At 68.0% G+C, this 20,613-nt stretch carries 19 protein-coding genes; all 19 read left to right on the forward strand.

Annotated elements, in window-relative coordinates; all coding sequences use genetic code 11:
- The coding region (locus tag RU01_RS14390; protein ID WP_156148926.1) for a division/cell wall cluster transcriptional repressor MraZ at positions 1 to 387 on the forward strand (387 nt) is incomplete at its 5' end.
- Between the two features lie 220 nt (positions 388 to 607).
- Positions 608 to 1,612, forward strand: a complete 1,005-nt coding sequence (rsmH, locus tag RU01_RS14395; protein ID WP_042575280.1) for a 16S rRNA (cytosine(1402)-N(4))-methyltransferase RsmH — start codon at positions 608 to 610, stop codon at positions 1,610 to 1,612.
- Complete coding sequence (locus tag RU01_RS14400) at positions 1,609 to 2,400, forward strand: hypothetical protein (protein WP_052493294.1); 792 nt, start codon at positions 1,609 to 1,611, stop codon at positions 2,398 to 2,400. Before rsmH ends, RU01_RS14400 begins: the two co-directional genes overlap by 4 nt.
- A 35-nt stretch (positions 2,401 to 2,435) precedes the next feature.
- Positions 2,436 to 4,331: a peptidoglycan D,D-transpeptidase FtsI family protein gene (locus tag RU01_RS14405; RefSeq protein ID WP_156148928.1), complete on the forward strand. Its 1,896-nt coding sequence runs from the start codon at positions 2,436 to 2,438 to the stop codon at positions 4,329 to 4,331.
- A gap of 206 nt (positions 4,332 to 4,537) precedes the next feature.
- The gene (locus RU01_RS14410) at positions 4,538 to 6,121 is read left to right on the forward strand and encodes a UDP-N-acetylmuramoyl-L-alanyl-D-glutamate--2,6-diaminopimelate ligase (protein ID WP_442970526.1); all 1,584 of its coding nucleotides are present in this window, start codon (positions 4,538 to 4,540) and stop codon (positions 6,119 to 6,121) included.
- Positions 6,118 to 7,569 (forward strand): UDP-N-acetylmuramoyl-tripeptide--D-alanyl-D-alanine ligase, encoded by a 1,452-nt coding sequence (locus RU01_RS14415; protein ID WP_042575267.1) that lies wholly within the window; start codon positions 6,118 to 6,120, stop codon positions 7,567 to 7,569. The genes RU01_RS14410 and RU01_RS14415 overlap by 4 nt, the downstream gene beginning before the upstream one ends.
- On the forward strand, positions 7,566 to 8,645 hold the full coding sequence (mraY, locus tag RU01_RS14420; protein ID WP_042575268.1) for a phospho-N-acetylmuramoyl-pentapeptide-transferase: 1,080 nt from the start codon (positions 7,566 to 7,568) through the stop codon (positions 8,643 to 8,645). The genes RU01_RS14415 and mraY overlap by 4 nt, the downstream gene beginning before the upstream one ends.
- Positions 8,638 to 10,128, forward strand: a complete 1,491-nt coding sequence (gene murD / locus RU01_RS14425) for a UDP-N-acetylmuramoyl-L-alanine--D-glutamate ligase (RefSeq protein WP_442970527.1) — start codon at positions 8,638 to 8,640, stop codon at positions 10,126 to 10,128. The genes mraY and murD overlap by 8 nt, the downstream gene beginning before the upstream one ends.
- Positions 10,125 to 11,657 (forward strand): putative lipid II flippase FtsW, encoded by a 1,533-nt coding sequence (gene ftsW / locus RU01_RS14430; RefSeq protein WP_082043132.1) that lies wholly within the window; start codon positions 10,125 to 10,127, stop codon positions 11,655 to 11,657. The genes murD and ftsW overlap by 4 nt, the downstream gene beginning before the upstream one ends.
- The gene (murG, locus tag RU01_RS14435; RefSeq protein WP_231568725.1) at positions 11,654 to 12,790 is read left to right on the forward strand and encodes an undecaprenyldiphospho-muramoylpentapeptide beta-N-acetylglucosaminyltransferase; all 1,137 of its coding nucleotides are present in this window, start codon (positions 11,654 to 11,656) and stop codon (positions 12,788 to 12,790) included. The genes ftsW and murG overlap by 4 nt, the downstream gene beginning before the upstream one ends.
- Complete coding sequence (gene murC / locus RU01_RS14440) at positions 12,787 to 14,262, forward strand: UDP-N-acetylmuramate--L-alanine ligase (RefSeq protein ID WP_042575271.1); 1,476 nt, start codon at positions 12,787 to 12,789, stop codon at positions 14,260 to 14,262. The genes murG and murC overlap by 4 nt, the downstream gene beginning before the upstream one ends.
- A gap of 14 nt (positions 14,263 to 14,276) precedes the next feature.
- Complete coding sequence (locus tag RU01_RS14445) at positions 14,277 to 15,083, forward strand: cell division protein FtsQ/DivIB (protein WP_082043133.1); 807 nt, start codon at positions 14,277 to 14,279, stop codon at positions 15,081 to 15,083.
- 168 nt (positions 15,084 to 15,251) lie between these two features.
- Entirely contained in the window at positions 15,252 to 16,439 is a 1,188-nt protein-coding gene (gene ftsZ / locus RU01_RS14450) for a cell division protein FtsZ (RefSeq protein ID WP_042575272.1), read from the forward strand.
- The gene (gene pgeF, locus RU01_RS14455; RefSeq protein WP_442970528.1) at positions 16,436 to 17,167 is read left to right on the forward strand and encodes a peptidoglycan editing factor PgeF; all 732 of its coding nucleotides are present in this window, start codon (positions 16,436 to 16,438) and stop codon (positions 17,165 to 17,167) included. Before ftsZ ends, pgeF begins: the two co-directional genes overlap by 4 nt.
- A complete protein-coding gene (locus RU01_RS14460; RefSeq protein ID WP_042575273.1) occupies positions 17,164 to 17,889 on the forward strand; it encodes a YggS family pyridoxal phosphate-dependent enzyme in 726 nt (241 codons plus the stop codon). Before pgeF ends, RU01_RS14460 begins: the two co-directional genes overlap by 4 nt.
- Before the next feature lie 91 nt (positions 17,890 to 17,980).
- On the forward strand, positions 17,981 to 18,670 hold the full coding sequence (locus RU01_RS14465) for a cell division protein SepF (RefSeq protein ID WP_042575274.1): 690 nt from the start codon (positions 17,981 to 17,983) through the stop codon (positions 18,668 to 18,670).
- Between the two features lie 130 nt (positions 18,671 to 18,800).
- Positions 18,801 to 19,079 (forward strand): YggT family protein, encoded by a 279-nt coding sequence (locus RU01_RS14470; RefSeq protein WP_042575275.1) that lies wholly within the window; start codon positions 18,801 to 18,803, stop codon positions 19,077 to 19,079.
- A gap of 241 nt (positions 19,080 to 19,320) precedes the next feature.
- On the forward strand, positions 19,321 to 20,172 hold the full coding sequence (wag31, locus tag RU01_RS14475; RefSeq protein ID WP_042575276.1) for a DivIVA-like cell division protein Wag31: 852 nt from the start codon (positions 19,321 to 19,323) through the stop codon (positions 20,170 to 20,172).
- Between the two features lie 37 nt (positions 20,173 to 20,209).
- Entirely contained in the window at positions 20,210 to 20,368 is a 159-nt protein-coding gene (locus RU01_RS23190; protein WP_042575277.1) for a hypothetical protein, read from the forward strand.
- The last annotated feature ends 245 nt before the right edge of the window (positions 20,369 to 20,613 follow it).

Consider the following 20,613-nt stretch of genomic DNA (forward strand, 5'->3'; position numbering starts at 1 on the left):
CTGACGCTGCCGGCGAAGTTTCGCGAAGACCTGGCGGGAGGAGTGATGGTGAGCAAAGGGCAGGACTACAGCTTGGCCATCTATCCCCGTGACGTATTCGCGGAGCGGGTGGAGAAGCTGTCGAAGGCTTCTCGTTCCAACCCCCAGGCTCGCGCGTACATCCGCAACCTGGCGGCCGGAACCGACGAGCAGCGGCCGGACACGCAGGGTCGCATCACCATCGGGTCCTCGCATCGCGAGTACGCGAAGCTGTCCAAGGACTGCGTCGTCATCGGCTCGATGGATCACCTCGAACTCTGGGATGCCGCGTCATGGGAGCGGTACTCGCAGGAGCATGAAGAAGATTTCTCGCAAGCTGTCGATGAATCATTGATGGGAATGTTGTAAACCCGTATGTCGTAACAGATTTCGGGCCGGCGGCGAGTGCCGCGTGGCCTCTGCCCGAAACCGGGCCTTGACGTACTTCCCCAACGCCAAGTACCGGTCGGACCCTGACGTACTTCCCCAACGCCAGGTTCCACTGTCGGACAGAGACCTCGACGCACTCCCCGCCACCTCCGGCACAGTCACACAGCACGACATGCGAACCAGGCGGGAGATCACCACGATGGCGGAGGACGAACCCCGATCCGCTTCCCGCTTCTCTCACGTACCGGTCCGACTGCACCGCGCCGACGAACTTCTCGGTCCCGCGTTCGGTGCAGCCGTCGACACCGATCGAGATCCCGTCTACATCGACGCCACTCTCGGACTCGGCGGACATGCCGAACATTTCCTCGACACGTACCCGCGCCTTCGCCTGATCGGTCTCGATCGCGATCCCGATGCACTGGCCATGGCAGCGGAGCGTCTCTCACGATTCGGTGACCGCGTCACTCTGATCGCCACCACGTACGACGGCATCGAGGACGCCCTGGACACCGCCGGCCTCGCAGCGAAGGACAGTGTCGACGGGATCCTGTTCGACCTCGGAGTGTCGTCCATGCAGCTCGACTCGGCCGAGCGCGGATTCGCCTACTCCGTCGATGCCCCGCTCGACATGCGGATGGATCCCACCACCGGCCGGACCGCCGCGGACATCCTCAACACCGCGACACACGGTGAGATCGCCCGCATCCTCAGCACGTACGGCGAAGAGCGGTTCGCCGGCAGGATCGCCTCGGCCATCGTGCGCCGCCGCGAGACCGAGCCGTTCGTCACCAGTGGCCCACTGGTGGAACTCCTTTACGCCAGCATTCCCGCCGCCACCCGCCGTACCGGGGGACACCCGGCCAAGAGGACGTTCCAGGCACTCCGGGTCGCCGTCAACGAAGAGCTGGACTCGCTTCGCGACGCCATCACGCCGGCACTCGAGTCGCTGGTGATCGGCGGCCGCATCGTCTTCATGTCCTACCAGTCGCTCGAGGACCGCGTCGTCAAGCAGGAACTGACGCCGCTCACTCGGTCGACCACCCCGGACGGTCTGCCGATGGAGCTGCCCGGCAGCGGACCGGAATTCCGCGTACTCACCCGCGGGGCCGAGAAGGCCCCGCAAGACGAGATCGACGACAACCCCCGTGCTGCACCGGTGAGACTCCGTGCAGCCGAACGCATTTCCAGGAGGTCGTCATGAGTGTTCCGGTGGATACACCCGGAACGGGCGGTCGCCGCGACGTCGGCTCTTCGCTCGAGACCGTTCGTACACCCCGCCCACCGGCTCGCACCGGCGCGGCACGACGCGCGTACGACAAGCGCCGACAGCGTGCGATGTCCCACGAGTCGGATCCGCGCGCTGCTCGGACGCAGCGATCCCTCGCCGGACGGGTGCCGTTCGTGGCCACGATCATGGGGCTGCTCGCGATCGGGTTGGCCTCGACCCTTCTGCTCAGTACGCGGGCGGCCGAGGACTCGTATCTGCTCAGTGCCGGGCGCGCGGAGAACCAGTCGCTGACCGAACAGGCAGCGGCACTGCAGCGCGATCTGGAAATCGCGCAGTCGGCACCGGAGCTGGCTCGTCGTGCGACGGCGCAGGGCATGATCCCGACGAAAGACGTTCCCCGACTGGTCGTCCAGCCCGACGGGATGGTCCAGGTGATCGGAACCCCGGCGCCGGCATCGGGTCCTCCCGCTCCCGACTTCGCGTCGGCGACCCCGAGCGGTCCGGGTGTGCCGATGGCGTCCCGCCCGGGTGCCCCCGCTGCGACCGGTGGGGAAGCGCTGACACCGGTCACTCGCGGCACGTCTGCGTCGGCGACTCCGACTCCGTCGTCGACCCCGGCCACCAGCACGCCCCCGGCCACGAGCACGCCGACGACCACCACGCCCCCGCCCGCAGCGACGACGACTGCGGCGCAACCCGTTCCGACACCTGCGCCCGCCAACGGCGAGCAGCAGGTCCCCATCGCAGGAGGCGCCCGGTGACGACGCGGCAACCGTATCGCCCCGCTGATCGCGGAATGCGTTCCCCACAGCACGATCCGCGTCGACGCAGCGATCCCGGGTCGGGCGGACCGCGCCCCCCGGGTCCTCCTCGTCGTCGTGGGCCGAAGAAGAGCGAGACGTTCGACTTCAGGTTCCGCTACGGACGCTTCGCGATGTTCGCGGTGCTCGGTGTCGCCACGTTGCAGCTGCTGTGGATCCAGGGCATCGACGCACCCACGTTGTCGGCGCAGTCGGCCAGCCAGCGGACGACGACTGTCGTGGACCCGGCGGTGCGCGGGTCGATCACCGACCGTCAGGGCAATCCCATCTCCTTCACGATGGAGGCGAAGGCGCTGACGTTCCAGCCCCAGCGCGTCCGCGTGCAGCTCGAAGAGGCTCGTGCCAAGGACGACACGGCTCCCGATCCGGACGTCCGGATCCGCGAGATCGCGGCAGGTGTCCACGGCATCCTCGGTGATCTGGTCTCCGAGTCCGATCTGATCTCGAAGATGACCAGCTCCGCATCCTTCGAGTACCTGGTGCGCAGCATCGATCCCGCCGTTGCCGCGGAGATCACCGAGAAGTTCCCCGAGGTAGGCCTGGAACGGCAGGACATCCGTGAATACCCGGGTGGCGCCCTGGCCGCGAACATCGTCGGCGCGACCGGATGGGACGGACACGGCCTGCTCGGTCTCGAGGACTCGATGGATCCGGTCCTGGCCGGAACCGACGGTTCCCGCACCTACGACCGAGGGAGCGACGGCGCCGTCATCCCCGGCAGTTGGCGCGACCAGCAGCCGGCCATCGACGGGTCGACAGTCGAGCTGACGCTGGACAGCGACATCCAGTACTACGTGCAGCAGCAGGTCCAGCAGGCCAAGGACCTCTCCGGAGCGAAGAACGCGTCCGCCGTCGTTCTCGACTCCCAGACCGGGCAGGTCCTGGCGATGGCCAACGACGGCACGTTCGATCCGTCGATCGGCGTCGGCAACAACTCCGCGTCCGCCCAGATGGGCAATCTGTCCGTGTCGAGCCCGTTCGAACCGGGCTCGGTCAACAAGATCATCACCGCCGCAGCAGCCGTCGACGAAGGACTGACGAACCCGGACGAGGTGCTGCAGGTACCGGGCAGCATCACGATGTCCGGCGCCACCGTCAAGGACGCGTGGGATCACGGGGTCGCGCCGTACACGACCACCGGCGTCTTCGGTAAGTCGTCCAACGTCGGAACCCTGATGCTCGCGCAACGTGTCGGCGAGGATCGGTACGCCGACATGCTGGACAAGTTCGGTCTGGGCCAGCGCACCGACGTCGGCCTTCCCGGCGAGAGTGCCGGCAGCGTTCCGGCCCGCGACCAGTGGTCGGGCGGAACGTTCGCCAACCTCCCCATCGGCCAGGGTCTGTCCATGACCCTCCTGCAGATGACCGGGATGTACCAGGCCATCGCCAACGACGGACTCCGCATCCCGCCGCGCATCGTCTCGGCGACCGTGGGAACGGACGGGCAGCGCACCGAGGAGCCGCGGCCCGACGGCGTCCAGGTGGTCAGCCCGGAGACGGCGAAGACCGTGCGTGACATGTTCCGCGCCGTCACCCAGAGCGACACCGGCAACCAACGCGGCACGGGTGTCGCGGCAGGTATCGAGGGATACCAGGTCAGCGGTAAGACAGGTACCGCGCAGCAGGTGGATCCGGAGTGCAAGTGCTACTCCAACTCGAGCTACTGGATCACCTTCGCCGGTATCGCTCCGGCCGACAACCCTCGCTACGTGATCGGCATCATGCTCGACGCGCCGACCCGCAGTTCCGACGGTTCGGGCGGACAGTCCGCTGCACCGCTCTTCCACACGATCGCGTCCTGGATGCTCCAGCGAGATGCGGTTCCGCTGTCCGCAGAGGGACGACGGCTGGTTCTCCAGGCCGACCAGTAGGCCGCGCAACAGCGCGGCGACACGGCGCTCACCTGCCGCGACACCCTCTTGCCGACGGCACGTCCGCCGCGGGGTCGGCTCGCCGGTAATCTGATGCGTCGGCTGTCGGCATGTCCGTCGTCTACTCGACCGTGTCACAGCCGCATGTCCGAATTTCCTGCCCGACCGGACACCGGGTCCCGATCCACACGAGGAGCGTCATCGAAGTGCCCAGCACGTCCCTCCGCCCGCAGCGGCCTCCGGTCACGTCGGCGAGCGATCTGGCACGCGCCGTAGGTCTTCGCCGGGGCATCCTCCGCGGAGGCGCGCTCGAGGAGTCGTCGGACGACGTGCGGGTGACGGGCATCGAGCTCCGTGCGCAGAACATCGTGGCCGGAGACGTGTTCGCGGCCCTGCCGGGTGCGCGCTCGCACGGGGCCACCTTCGCCGCCGACGCCCTCTCCCGCGGTGCAGTCGCTGTCGTGACGGACGACGAGGGTCTGGCTCTGATGAGTACCGACGGCGTGCCCGACGGAGTCGCCGTCCTCGTGCACCCACGTCCCCGCGACGTTCTCGGCGCGCTGTCGGCGGCCGTCTACGATTCGCCGTCGTCGAAGATGACGGTCATCGGGATCACCGGCACCTCGGGCAAGACCACCACCTCCTATCTGGTGGAGGCTGCGCTACGGGCCGGCGGGCGCACTCCCGGATTGATCGGAACCATCGAGACCCGCATCGGCACCGAGCCCGTTCCGTCCGCGTTGACGACGCCCGAGGCTCCGAATCTGCACGCGATGTTCGCCGCGATGTACGAGCAGGGTGTGGACACCGTGGTCATGGAGGTGTCGTCGCACGCGTTGTCGTTGGGACGTGTCGACGGCACGAGCTTCGCGGTGGGCGCGTTCACCAACCTGTCGCAGGATCATCTCGACTTCCACCACACCTTCGAGGACTACTTCGCGGCGAAGGCTCGACTGTTTGCCCCGGACTCAGCGGTCCGCGCGGCGCGGGCGGTCGTGTGTATCGACGATCAGTGGGGCCGGCGGATGGCGGACATCGCGTCCGCGACCGCCGCACCCGTGACGGTCTCGACGGACGGGAGCGGCGCCGCGGGGTCGTGGACGGTCGGCGCGTGGGCTCCCGGATCGGACGGAACGCAGACTTTCGAGGTGTCCCACGGAGACGAGGTGCTGTCCGCGCGCTTGCGCATCCCCGGCCGGTACAACGTCGCCAATGCCGTACTCGCCGCGGCCGTCTGCGCCGAGGTGGGTGTCGATCCCGCGAACGCGTTCGACGCGATGGCCACTGTCGACGTGCCGGGACGGATGCAGCGGGTCGAGCGCGGTCAGTCGTTCCTCGCCGTCGTCGACTATGCACACAAGCCGGCCGCCCTGGATGCAGTCCTCTCCACGTTGCGGGCCTCGACGGACGGCCGGATCGCCGTGGTCGTCGGCGCGGGCGGCGATCGTGATGCGGAGAAGCGACCGATCATGGGCAGGTCCGCGGCAACTGCCGCCGACCTGGTGATCATCACGGACGACAATCCCCGCTCCGAGGATCCCGCCGCCATCCGCACCGCCATCCGGCGCGGGGCCGACGAGGTGCCCGGCGATCGGAGCGGAGAGGTCCGCGAGATCTCCCCGCGTGACGACGCGATCGATGCCGCTGTTCGGTGGGCACGCCCCGGTGACGTGGTGCTCGTGGCCGGCAAGGGTCACGAGGTGGGCCAGGACGTGGGCGGAACCAAGCACCCGTTCGACGATCGACTGGTGCTCGCCGAGGCCATAGAACGATTGAGAGGCTCGATGTGATCCGACTGTCCTTGGCCGCCATCGCGGAGATCGTGGGCGGAACGCTGCACGACGTACCCGATCCCACCGCCGAGGTGACGGCGGGAGTCGAGTTCGACTCCCGCAAGATGACCCCGGGTGGGCTGTTCCTCGCATTGCCGGGGGAGCGCGTGGACGGACACGAGCACGCGGCCGGAGCGATCGCAGCCGGAGCCGTCGCGGTCCTCGCGGGGCGTCCGGTCGGAGTGCCGGCCATCGTGGTCGAGCACGCCGACGGTCCGGGACCGGCCGTTCTCGCGGCCTTGGCGACGCTCGCGCGAGCGTCCGTCGCCGACCTGGTGGCCGGCGGACTCACGGTCGTGGGGGTGACCGGTTCGTCGGGCAAGACCTCGACGAAGGACCTGATCCGCGCGGTACTCGAGCGCGCAGGATCGGTGGTCGCTCCTCCTGGATCGTTCAACAACGAGCTGGGCCATCCGTGGACCGCGCTGCGTGCCGACGCGTCGACGAAGTTCCTCGTTCTCGAACTGTCCGCGCGCGGCCGGGGGCACATCGCGGAGCTCGCCGCGATCGCGCCGCCCCGTATCGGCGTCGAGCTGAACGTCGGCACGGCACATCTGGGTGAATTCGGCTCGCGTGAGATCATCGCCGAAGCGAAAGCGGAACTGGTGCAAGCACTTCCGGCCGACGAAGCCGGTGGCGTCGCCGTCCTGAACCTGGACGACCCTCTCGTCGCCGCGATGGCGTCGAAGACGACGGCACGGGTGGTGACGTACGGCCAGAACGAGGGTGCCGACGTCCATGCGCGGGACATCGTTCTCGACGACACCGCTCGCGCGTCCTTCACGATGGTCACGCCGTCGGGATCGGCGCCGGTGTCCCTGCTGGTGCACGGGGAACATCAGGTGGGGAACGCGCTCGCGGCCGCCGCGGTGGGACTCGAATGCGGCATGGACGTCGAGACGATCGCCGCGGCGCTGTCCGGTGCCGAGGCCGCGTCCGCACGGCGGATGGATGTCCGTACCCGGGCCGACGGAGTCACCGTCGTCAACGACTCGTACAACGCCAATCCCGACTCCGTCCGCGCCGCGCTGAAGGCTCTGGTCACCATGGCGCGCAGTGGCCGTGACGGCGGTCGGCGGTCGTGGGCCGTGCTGGGAGAGATGGGGGAGTTGGGCGACGATTCCGTCATCGAACACGATCGCATCGGCCGGCTCGCCGTGCGACTGGCCGTCAGCAAGATCATCGTCGTCGGGACCGGCCGACCCTCCCACGGCATGTATCAGGGGGCGGTGATGGAAGGGTCCTGGGGCGACGAGGCCTACCTCGTCGACGACCCGGCCGCGGCGATCGAGCTGCTGCGGGAAGAGATTCTCCCGGGCGATCTGGTGTTGGTGAAGGCGTCCCGGTCGATCGGCCTGTGGACCGTCGCGGAAGCGTTGCTCGACGAGCAGGGGGAGACTCGGTGAGACAGATTCTGTTCGCGGGAGGGATCGCGCTCGCGGTCGCCATCCTGCTGACACCCGTCCTGATCAAGGCGTTCTCCAAACAAGGATTCGGTCAGGAGATCCGCGTCGAGGGTCCGGCGAGCCACCAGTCGAAGCGGGGCACGCCCACCATGGGCGGTGTGGCGATCCTCGCCGGTCTGTGGGCCGGCTACTGGGGGTCGCACCTCATCGGCGTCGGGTACGACGCGGACGGCCCGTCCGTCTCCGCGCTCCTGGTCCTCGGCTTGACGACGGTTCTGGGCGTGGTCGGGTTTCTCGACGACTTCATCAAGATCCGCAAGCAGCGCAACCTGGGGCTGAACAAGACGGCGAAGCTGGTGGGCCAGCTGATCGCGGCCGTCATCTTCGGTGTGCTGGCCTTGCAGTTCAACGGTGCGGGCGGTCTGACGCCGGGCAGCGTCCAACTGAGCTACGTGCGTGACATCGCGACGGTGTCCATGGGCGGAGTCGTCTTCATCCTGTTCTGCTACCTGCTGGTCAGCGCCTGGTCCAACGCCGTCAACCTGACGGACGGTCTCGACGGCCTCGCAGCAGGATCGATGACCCTGGTGCTCGGCGCGTACACGGTCATCACGTTCTGGCAGTACCGCCAGTCGTGCACCACCGAGCCGGGCCCCGGTTGCTACGACGTGCGCGATCCGCTCGACCTGGCCCTGATCTGTGCGGCCGCGGCGGGAGCGTGCATCGGATTCCTCTGGTGGAACGCCGCTCCAGCGAAGATCTTCATGGGGGACACCGGGTCGCTGGCACTCGGCGGTCTGCTGGCCGGGCTGTCGATCGTGACGCGCACCGAGTTGCTGATGGTCGTCATCGGCGCGCTGTTCGTGGCCGAGGCCGCGTCCGTCGTCATCCAGGTGGCGGTGTTCCGGTCGAGCCGTCGACGGGTGTTCCGGATGGCCCCGTTCCACCACCACTTCGAACTAGGAGGGTGGGCCGAGACGACGGTCATCATCCGGTTCTGGTTGCTGGCGGCCATCTCGTCCGCGGTGGGCCTGGCGCTCTTCTACAGCGAATACCTCTCGGCGATCGGTGACTGACGTGGTCACGGAGGAACCTCGCGCCCCGCTCGGATCTCCGCTCGACCTGCAGGGGCGACGCGTGCTCGTCGCCGGCGGCCGGGTGTCCGGTCGAGCGGTCGTTCCGGCCCTGCACGACGTGGGCGCCCTGGTCACGGTCACCGATTCCGACGTGTCGTCGTTGGAGACGTGTGCCGAGCTCGGTGTGGACACGGTGCACATGGATTCCGTGGCGACGGATCGCGACGCCGTCGCCGAGTACGCCCTGGTCGTCACCAGCCCCGGCTTCCGGCCCGACTCGCCGCTGCTCACCACTGCGCTGACCGTCGGCGTGCCGGTCTGGGGCGACATCGAGTTCTCGTGGCGGATCGACCGCGCCGAGGTCTACGGACCGGCTCGACAATGGTTGGTGGTGACCGGCACCAACGGCAAGACCACCACCACGTCGATGGTGGAGTCGGTTCTCGAGGCCGCGAACCTGTCGTCCGCCGCCTGCGGGAACATCGGCGTCCCGGTGATGGACGCGCTCCGCCGCGAACCACGCGTGGATGTGCTCGCGGTCGAACTGTCGTCGTTCCAACTCTTCTGGGCGCCGTCGGTGCAACCTGCGGCCGGCGTGGTGCTCAACATCGCCGAGGATCACCTCGACTGGCACGGAGGCATGGACGCCTACGTCCAGGCGAAATTGCAGGCGCTGCGCGGAGACATCGCCGTGGTCGGTCTCGACGACGCGGTAGCGGCGTCTCTGCGCGATCGTTCGACCGCGGAGACGACGGTCGGTTTCACGGCCGGTGAGCCGGACGACGGGGACGTCGGGGTGATCGACGGCGCGATCGTCGATCGCGCGTTCGGTGACTACGTCTCGCTGGTGGACATCTCGATCATCGAGCCGCCCGGCCCCGCCGGGTTGCAGGACGCGTTGGCCGCGTCGGCTCTGACTCGGGCGATCGGCGTCTCTCCGGCTGCGGTCGACGCCGGCCTGCGAGCCTTCCGCGTCGGTCCGCACCGTGCCGCCACGGTGCGGACCTTGGCCGGCGTGCGGTTCGTCGACGATTCGAAGGCCACCAATCCGCACGCGGCCCGGTCGTCGATCCTGGCGCACGATCGTGTCGTGTGGCTTGCGGGCGGGATGCTCAAGGGCGCCGAGGTGGACGATCTGATCTCGGAGATCCGGTCCCGATTGGTCGCCGCCGTAGTGTTCGGCCAGGACGGGGACCGGATCGCGTCAGCACTCGCGCGACACGCCCCGGATGTGCCCGTCGTTCGGGTGCCGCCGGGAGACGATGCTGAAGTGGCCGATGCGACTGATGTGACTGACGGTGACGAAGTGATGACGAAGGCGGTCCGTGCGGCCGCTCGCCGAGCCGAGTCCGGCACGACCGTGCTGCTGGCTCCGTCCACCGCCTCCTTCGACCAGTTCCGCGACTACGGGCACCGCGGGGACAGCTTCGCGGCGGCCGCGCTCGCTCTCACAGAGGGAGACCTCGGGGGTCGACCGGCATGACGCAGGCTCGCGGAACCGCCACGACACCACCGTCGCGCGCGGGTGGTCCCATCGCGCCCGGACCCCTCGGCGCGACACGTCCCGAGCGGACGACCGGTCGTCGCCCGGTTCGAGCGAAGTTCGAGACGTGGATCGATCGTCCTCTCGCGTCATTCCACCTGATCATCACCGTTGCCGCGCTGCTCACCACGCTCGGACTGGTCATGGTGCTCTCCGCGTCGTCCGTCGAGGCGTACGCCGAGGACGGATCGGCGTACACGATGTTCACGCGCCAGGCGATCTTCACCGTGGTCGGGCTCGTGATGTTCGTGTTCGCGCTGCGGGTCCCGATCCGCCTGGTGCGCAAGCTGTCACTGCCGCTGTTCGTGATCTCGATCGTGATGTTGGTCCTGGTGCTCATCCCCGGTATCGGCACGGTCGCCCAGGGAACTCGCGGGTGGTTCACCATCGGCGGGGTCGGCCTGCAGCCGTCCGAGATCGCCAAAGTGACGTTCGCGGTGTGGGGTGCGCACCTGCTCGCATCGAGACGAGCCGAACGAGCGGGGCTGAAGGAACTTCTGATTCCGCTGGTTCCTGCCGCGATGGTCGTGTTCGGACTCATCGTGCTGCAGCCGGACCTCGGAACCACGGTTGCGCTCGGCATCATCCTGATGGCGCTGCTGTGGTTCGCCGGCCTGCCGGTCAAGGTGTTCGGCTCCGTCGTCGGTGGGCTCTTCCTCGCCGCCGCCACCCTTGCCATGACCGCCGGATACCGATCGGCTCGCATCCAGAACTGGCTGAACCCCGGCAGTGACCCGCAGGGCATCGGCTACCAGTCGCGTCAGGCTCTCTACTCGCTCGCGGACGGCGGGATGTTCGGACTCGGCCTCGGTCAGAGTCGGGCCAAGTGGAGCTACCTTCCGAACGCGCACAACGACTTCATCTTCGCCATCATCGGTGAGGAACTCGGTCTGGTGGGCTGCGTCGCCGTCATCGGACTGTTCGGCATCCTGGTCTTCACGGGCTTGCGTATCGCCGCACGGGTTCCCGATCCGTTCATGAAGATCCTCGTCGCGACCTTCACCGTGTGGATCCTGGCGCAGGCCGCGATCAACATCGGCTACGTCGTCGGACTGCTTCCCGTCACCGGCCTCCAGTTGCCCCTGGTGTCGGCAGGTGGAACGTCCACGGCCATCACACTTCTGGTGCTCGGACTTCTCGCGAACATCTCCCGGCACGAACCCGAAGCGGTGGCGGCCCTGGCATCCGGTCGCGACGGAAGGTTCGGGCGGTTGCTGAGACTGCCGGTGCCAGAGGTGTATTCGCCGGCCCGGTCGTCGCAGGCTCGCGGGCGGGGCGCTGTCGCCGCGCCGCCGCGTCGCCGGGCGATTCCCCCGCAAGACGCGCGTCGCGCAGCGCCACAACGGATGTCGGGACGCGCCGAGCACCAGCAGCCGCGGCGCGGCGCACCACATCAGGCCCCGAGGGCGGAGCGAGGCCGGCAGAGTCCTCGCCGCACCCCACCCCGAGAACGGAGATACGACCGGTGACAAGTTCTTCCGGCGTGTCCGTCGTCGTCGCCGGCGGCGGCACGGCCGGACACATCGAACCAGCTCTCGCGGTGGCGGATGCCCTGCGGGAGCTGGACCCGTCGGTGCGGGTGACGGCCCTGGGTACCGAGCGTGGACTCGAGACCACTCTCGTTCCCGCACGCGGTTACCCACTCGCGCTGATCCCGCCGGTTCCGTTGCCGCGCAAGCTGACCGGCGCGTTGCTGGGTCTGCCCGCGAAAGTCGTGCGCTCGGTGCGCGAGACACGCAAGGTCTTGCGCGAGGTCGACGCGGATGTCGTGGTCGGCTTCGGTGGGTACGTCGCGCTTCCGGCCTATCTCGCCGCGCGAGGCTCGGTGCCGATCGTCGTGCACGAGGCCAATGCGCGCGCCGGCATCGCCAACAAGGTCGGAGCGCGTCTCGCGACGCGCGTCCTGGCCGCCGTCGACGGGTCGGGAATCCATGGGCGTGGGCGCAGCGATGCGGAGGTCGTCGGTATCCCGGTCCGGCCCACGATCACCGATCTCGATCGCGCCGGCCTGCGCGCGGAGGCCCGCGCGCATTTCGGTCTGCCCAAGGACGGCCCCGTTCTTCTCGTGTTCGGCGGATCCCAGGGTGCGCGATCTCTGAACCTCGCGGTATCCGGAGCCGCGGCCGCTCTGCGCGCGGCAGGTGTGTCCGTGCTGCATGCGCACGGACCGAAGAACACGCTCGACCTGCCTACACCGTCGGACGACGGCTCGGTGGCACCTGCGCCGTACGTGGCCGTCCCGTACCTGACGCGGATGGATCTGGCGTACGCCGCGGCGGACGCCGTCGTGTGCCGGTCGGGCGCCATGACCGTCGCAGAGGTCTCGGCAGTCGGTTTGCCCGCCTTCTACGTACCCTTGCCTCATGGCAACGGGGAACAAGAGCTCAACGCGGGCCCGGTCGTCGCGGCCGGGGGCGGCGTCGTGATCGCCGATGCCGATCTCACACCGGACTTCGTGTCGTCCGATGTGGTGGCACTGCTGACCGATCCCGCACGGCTGGACTCTATGAGCGCGGCTGCCGCCGGTGCGGGGCATCGCGGCGCGGCGGCACACGTCGCGCGCATCGTCCTGGACATCGCACGGGGCGGAGGCGACCGATGAGTACCTCCTCGGTCGATCCGACCCTTCCTCCCGAACTGCAGCGCGTCCACATGGTGGGCATCGGCGGAGCGGGAATGTCCGGGATCGCCCGCATCCTGCTGTCCCGTGGGGGTCAGGTGTCCGGTTCCGATGCGAAGGAGAGCCGCGGCGTCAAGGCTCTGCGCGCTCGCGGTGCTCTGATCCGCATCGGTCACGACGCGTCGGCTCTCGACATGCTCGACGGCGGCCCCACAGCACTCGTCACCACGCATGCCGCCATCCCCAAGACCAACCCGGAACTCGTCGAGGCGGCGGATCGCGGCGTGCCCGTTCTGCTCAGGCCTGCTGTGCTCGCGTCCTTGATGCGCGGATTCCGCACCGTGCTCGTCTCGGGTACGCACGGGAAGACCTCGACGACGTCGATGCTCGTCGTCGCTCTGCAGCACTGTGGAGCGGACCCGTCGTTCGCCGTCGGCGGCGAACTCAACGAGGCCGGCACCAACTCGCACCACGGCACCGGCGAGGTCTTCGTGGCCGAGGCGGACGAGAGCGACGGGTCACTCCTGCAGTACGACCCCGATCTGATCGTCGTGACCAACGTGGAGGCGGATCATCTCGACTACTTCGGTAGCGAGGACGCGTACGTGCAGGTCTTCGACGACTTCGCGGCGCGATTGTCTCCCGGCGGCGCCCTGGTGGTGTGCACGGACGATCCCGGGTCGCGGGAACTCGCCCGCCGCGTCGCCCAGCGTGCGCCCGAGGGTGTCCGCGTCCTGGGGTACGGCTCGGACGACGCCGGTATCGAGGGCGTCGAGACGGCGGCCGAGCTGCTGGGGTGGTCCCCGGAGGACACGGGCGGTGTCGTGCAGTTCCGCTTGGCGGGGGAGGAGCGGGCACGCACGGTCCGTCTCGGTGTCCCCGGGCGGCACATGGCCCTCAACGCGATGGCGGCTGTCGTCGCAGCTCGCGAGACGGGCGCCGGTGTCGACGAGATCGTCGAGGGTCTCGCCGGATTCGCGGGCGTTCACCGACGCTTCCAGCTGCAAGGACGCGAACGCGGCGTCCGCGTGTTCGACGACTACGCCCACCACCCGACGGAGGTTCGCGCCGTTCTCGGTGCTGCCGCCGATCTGGTCCGCACCGCCGACACGGCGACGCCGGGCCGCGTGATCGTCGTGTTCCAGCCGCATCTGTACTCCCGCACCGCGACGTTCGCGGATCAGTTCGCCGCGGCACTCGATCTCGCGGACGAGGTCGTCGTCCTCGACGTGTACGGCGCCCGCGAGGATCCGGTACCGGGGATCAGCGGCGCCACCGTCGCCCGGTCGGTCACCAAACCCGTTCACTACCAACCGGATCTGTCCGCAGCGCCTCGTCAGGTGGCGGGGCTGTGCGTCTCCGGCGACATCGTGGTGACGATGGGCGCGGGCGACGTGACGATGCTCGGGAGCCAGATCCTGGACGCCCTCCGCTCGACGCCGGCGCGGCGCTGAGCGGGTCGAGAGAGATGACTTCACGCGGAAGCGGTCGTACTCGCCCCGCGGCGACACCGAGACGTGTGGGCGCGCAGCGCTCGACGCGAACTCGCACGTCGGGTAGTCGGGGTGCGTCCGGCACTCGGGGATCAAGCAGGTCGACGGCGCGCGAGCCCCGCATCGGTCGCAAGGGAAAGTTCGCGATCCTCGCCGCCCTGGTGGCGTCGATCGCGTTCGTCGTCGTATCGTACTTCGGCCCGCTGTGGGCGGTGGACACCATCGACGTCACGGGCAATGCCGCGGTGACGCGGGAGCAGGTCGTCGAGGCTCTGCAGGTGGTCGAGGGAACTCCGCTGCCCAGGGTCGACACCGACGGGGCGGCGTCCCGTGTCGCCGCCATTCCGAAGGTCGCCACGGTGCGGGTTCAACGCGTCTATCCGGCAACCGTCCGTGTCACCGTCGAGGAACGCATTCCCGTCGTGTTCTTCGATGCCCCCGACGGCACTCATCTGATGGATGTCGACGCGGTCGACTTCGCCGTCGAGCCGCCGCCTCCGGGGGTCGTGCGGTTGGTGGCGGCCAGTCCGTCGTTCGGGAACCTGGAGACGAGATCCGCTCTGGCGGTGCTGACTTCGCTTCCGGCCCCCCTGCGCTCGCAGGTCGCGCAGATCGACGCGCCGACCATCTCGGCGGTATCGCTGACGCTCTACGACGGACGCGTCGTGGTGTGGGGGAGCAACGACGACAACGAGTACAAGGCGTCGGTCGCGCTGCCGCTGCTCACGCAGCCGGGACAGACGTACGACGTGTCCAGTCCTGATCTCCCGACCATTCGATAGAAAAGCCGTTCACAAGTTTTCTCGGCGTGTGTCGGCGCGCCTAATGGAACCCACGAGACGGTGTCTCTAGCGTTCCACCCAGTCGATCACTTGACATAACTATGAACCTATGGTTCAGGTTGAGGGTTTGGCAGCATCTTGATCACCAACCACGGAAGGCGAGAGCCCATGACGCCCCCGCACAACTACCTCGCCGTAATCAAGGTCGTCGGCATCGGCGGCGGCGGCGTCAACGCGGTCAACCGCATGATCGAACAGGGACTCAAGGGAGTCGAGTTCATCGCGGTCAACACCGACGCGCAGGCGCTGCTCATGTCGGACGCCGACGTCAAGCTCGACGTCGGCCGCGAACTCACTCGCGGTCTCGGCGCCGGCGCAGATCCCGAGGTCGGCCGCAAGGCCGCCGAGGACCACAAGGACGAGATCGAAGAGGTGCTCAAGGGCGCCGACATGGTCTTCGTCACCGCCGGCGAAGGTGGCGGCACCGGTACCGGCGGCGCACCCGTCGTCGCCAGCATCGCCCGCAAGCTCGGCGCCCTCACCGTCGGCGTCGTCACGCGCCCCTTCTCGTTCGAGGGCAAGCGTCGCGGCGGCCAGGCCGACGTCGGTATCCAGGGTCTGCGCGAATCGTGCGACACGCTCATCGTGATCCCGAACGACCGGCTGCTCCAGCTCGGCGACGCAGCCGTCAGCCTCATGGACGCGTTCCGGTCCGCCGACGAGGTCCTTCTCAACGGCGTGCAGGGCATCACCGATCTGATCACCACTCCCGGTCTGATCAACGTCGACTTCGCCGACGTCAAGGGCGTCATGTCCGGAGCGGGCAGCGCCCTGATGGGCATCGGCTCCTCCCGCGGGGAAGGTCGCGCCATCAAGGCGGCCGAGTCGGCGATCAACTCGCCGCTGCTCGAAGCGTCGATGGAAGGCGCCCGCGGCGTCCTGCTGTCCATCGCCGGTGGCTCGGATCTGGGACTCTTCGAGATCAACGAGGCAGCATCGCTGGTCCAGGAAGCTGCGCACATCGACGCCAACATTATCTTCGGCACCGTGATCGACGACTCCCTGGGCGACGAGGTGCGTGTCACCGTCATCGCTGCCGGATTCGACGGCAGCGGACCCGCTCGCCGTCCCGTCGAGGCACCGCAGAGCCAGTCACGCGGCGCCACCGTGGGCACCGCTCGCGCGGGTGAGACGCGCACCGAGGACGACGGCCCCGCCGTCTTCCGCGACGCGCCCTCCTCGTCGTCGTCTCTCCCGCCGATCGGCGAGCGCGCCGCGCGTGCCACCGGACATCCCGTCCGGGTGGACGACGACGGTGACGACGACGTGGACGTGCCCTCCTTCATGCGTCGGTGAGCATCTCCGACCGCGGCTACCGCGTCCGGCGCGTGACGACGTCACGCGCCGGAGGCGTGTCCAAGCCTCCCTACGATTCCTTCAATCTCGGTGACCACGTCGGTGACAGTCCTGCCGACGTCGCCGCCAACCGTCGCCGTCTCGCCGAGAAGATCGGCCTCGATCCCGGCCGTCTCGTGTGGATGGATCAGATCCACGGACGCGCGGTGGCGACGATCGACGGTCCGCAGAGCGCTCCGCTCGATGCGACGGACGCGGTGGTGACGACGCAGCGCGACCTCGCGCTGGTCGTGCTGGCGGCGGACTGCGTCCCCCTGCTGCTGTCCGACGACGCGGCCGGTGTCATCGCTGCAGTCCACGCGGGACGCGTCGGTGCGCGCATCGGCATCGTCCCGCGTGTTCTCGACGCCATGGTGGCCGTCGGTGCTCGGATCTCGCGTATCGAAGCATTCATGGGTCCCGCGGCCGGGGGAGAGGACTACGAAGTTCCCCGCACGATGCAGATCGATGTGGAGACCCATCTACCCGGCAGCGCTACTCGGACACGGAAGGGCACGCCGGGGCTCGACATCCGTGCGGGTCTGCGGAGGCAACTCCTCGAGTCCGGTATCGCGGGCGTAGCGCTCGATCCGCGCGAGACGATCACCGATCGCTCACTGTTCAGTCATCGCCGCGGCGCACCCACCGGTCGGCATGCGGGTGTCATCTGGATGGACACCACCTCGTGAACGTTCACGACGAACGCCGGTCGTACCTCGCCGAGCACCTCGATCAGGTGCGCACCCGTCTCCGCGCGGCGTGCGTCGCTGCGGATCGGTCACCGGAGGACGTGACACTGCTTCCCGTCACCAAGTTCTTCCCCGCGTCGGACATCGCGATCCTGCGCGATCTGGGGTGCACGGAATTCGGTGAATCCCGCGAGCAGGACGCGTCGCCGAAGGTCGCCGAGATCGGTACCGACGGCGTCCGCTGGCACATGATCGGACGTCTGCAACGCAACAAGGCCAAAGCTGTTGCTGCGTGGGCCTATTCGATCCACTCGGTCGATACGGACAGGTTGGTCGCCGCGCTGGGGAAGGCCGTCGCCGGGGCGATGGACGACGGTGCCCGCACCCGTGATCTGGAGGTGTTCGTGCAGGTGAGCCTCGACGGCGACACCCACCGGGGAGGCGTCGACCGTGAGGATCTTCCCGCACTGGTCGACGACGTCGCCGCGACGGAGGGACTTCGCCTCGCCGGGTTGATGGCGGTGCCTCCGATGGACGCCGATCCGGACGCTGCGTTCGAGGATCTGCAGGCTCTGCACGCGCAGGTCCTGCGCTCGCATCCGGGTGCGGTCGAGCTTTCCGCGGGCATGACCGGTGACCTAAAAGAGGCTGTCCGACATGGGTCGACGTGTGTGCGTGTCGGAACCGCGATCCTCGGTCCGCGGCCGATAACCTCGCCTTGACGGCATGAACACCATCGTCACCATTGATCTCGTTCAGTCACATGAATACCAGTAACGCAGAGCTTCACCGCCACGCCAGGAAGGTCCACCGATGAGCACGTTGCACAAGTTCAAGGCTTACTTCGGCATGGTCCCACTCGACGATTTCGAGGACGACTACCTCGACGACACGGATGCGCCCGTCGCATCCCGGTCGTCGCGTGGCGGATACGGAAAATCGATGGACGACCATGACGACTACGCCGACCGCGAATTCGCCGAGCCGGCCTACGTCGGAGGACGTCGCGACGACGACGATTACGACCGTATGGAGCCGCGTCACAGCGCGCGTGTCTCCCCGATGTCGTCACGGTCGAGTGGCGGACCTCGGTCGGCCGGATCGATGCGTACCTCCACGCGCGGCGCACTCGCCATGGACACCCGGAACGCTCCGGAATCCCGCCACGCAGAACCCCGACATGCAGAGCCCCGCCGGCAGGTGTCGCTCGACGACGGAGGCCCCATGTCGACCATCACCACGCTGCGTCCCCGCGACTACAGCGAGGCACGCACCATCGGTGAGCGGTTCCGTGACGGCACCCCGGTCATCATGGATCTGGTCGAGATGAGCAATGCCGACGCCAAGCGTCTGGTCGACTTCGCGGCAGGCCTCGCTTTCGCCCTCCGTGGTTCGTTCGACAAAGTCGCCACGAAGGTGTTCCTGCTCTCACCCGCGGACGTCGATGTGTCCGCCGAGGAGCGCCGCCGAATCGCCGAGACGGGCTTCTACAACCAGCAGTGACGCCGACCTCCCCGCGGTGAGAGTGTCGTCGGCACCTCCGGGTGCCGCGAGATGGCATTGTGGTGGAGTGCGTGATCAGAGAATGTCGTCGTTGTCGCCGTGTGCCGAGTTCCGCCGGGCGGTGAACTGAGTGTTCGCCGTTCTGTACTTCATCCTGTTCGTCTTCTGGCTGCTGCTCATCGGTCGGATCATCGTCGAATTCATCCGGTCGTTCGCACGTGACTGGCGTCCGACCGGTGTGGTCGTGATCGTCCTGGAGGCGATCTTCACGGTGACCGACCCGCCCGTGAAGCTGCTCCGGCGCATCATTCCGCCGCTCAACCTGGGTGGGGTCCGCCTCGACCTGTCGATCATGGTTCTGCTGTTCATCGTGTTCATTCTGATGCGTGTCGTTCAGGGCGTCGGCTGAGCGCACCGCCCTGGCGCGTTCCGTGGACGGCGGCAGTGCCGCATGTGACAGAATGTTCCTCGAAGGTGCACGATGAGTACCCGTCGCTCTTTGTGCGATATAACTGAATGTCCTGGTTGTCGGCAGCATCGTGACCGCCGCTGCGATCAGGAATCCACTGCCACCTGTTGATCGAACGAATGCTCGCGTACATCGCTTGTCGATGCTCCACCGCTCTCGAGACGCGTGAAGGGACCCTTCCATGCCGCTGACTCCCGCCGATGTGCACAACGTCGCGTTCAGCAAGCCGCCCATCGGTAAGCGCGGATACAACGAGGACGAGGTCGATGCATTCCTCGATCTCGTCGAACAGGAGCTGTCGCGCCTGATCGAGGAGAACGCCGACCTGCGTCAGCGGGTCGGGGAACTCGACCAGGACTTGGCCGAGGCCAAGAGCTCGGCGTCCTCGCGCCAGAACACCCCTGCGCCCGCGCCTGCTCCCACACCTCCGCCCGCGCCCCGCCCGGAGCCCCCGAAGCCCGCCCCCGTGGTGCAGGCTCCGGCGCCCGCACCGGCTCCCGCCGCGCAGTCGGCCGGCGACTCCAACATGCAGGCAGCCAAGATCCTCGGCCTCGCCCAGGAGATGGCCGATCGTCTGACCGGCGACGCGAAGACCGAGTCCGAGCAGCTGCTCGGAAGCGCCCGCGCCAACTCGGACCGTCTGGTGAGCGAGGCTCAGTCTCGCGCGGAGTCGCTCGTGTCCGAGGCTCGTCAGAAGGCCGACGCACTTCTCACGGATGCGCAGACCCGCTCGGAGACGCAGCTTCGCCAGGCCAAGGAGAAGGCTGACGCTCTCGAGAACGACGCCGAGCGCAAGCACACCGAGATCATGGCGACCATCAACCAGCAGCGTTCGGTTCTCGAGGAGCGCATCGAGCGCCTCAAGACCTTCGAGCGCGAGTACCGGGTCCGCCTCAAGTCCTACCTGGAGTCCCAGCTGCAGGAACTCGACCAGCGTTCGTCGGCACTGCCCGTCGACAGTGGTCAGGATCCCTTCGGCAAGGACAACGGACAGTCGTCCAACTTCGGGCAGTACGCCAAGGGCAACAACTGATCCTCTCGACTTCCGCCGAGAATGATCGGGTGAGTGCGTGCTTGTTCTGACGCTCGTACTGGCAGGCGTCGGCTTCGCATTGCTCATCACGTCGTTGATCACCGGTTCGGTGATCTGGGCGTGGGCATGTATCGGCGTCTGCCTCATCGGAGCGATCCTGCTGCTGGTCGGTGCCCTCGCGGCCCGACGGCGGTAGACTCGCCCGCAGAGTCACTGCACATCAGCGATGATCCGGCTATCACCGGGGAGTTGTCCGGAAGAACGGCGTGTCCTCCTCGACGAGGAGTGGGCGCTCAGTAGAACCGGACGGGTCGAGCCCGTCACAGCTCGAACGACGAGAGGGTCGCCGCATCGCCGGTGGCCAAGCGGGGTGGTACCGCGGCTCCGACGCACGATGCGTCGGATGTCGTCCCCGTGCCGCATCTTCTCGGGCACAGGAGT

The organism is Rhodococcus sp. MEB064 (genome assembly GCF_000834565.1).
In the GTDB taxonomy this organism is placed as follows: Bacteria; Actinomycetota; Actinomycetes; order Mycobacteriales; family Mycobacteriaceae; genus Rhodococcoides.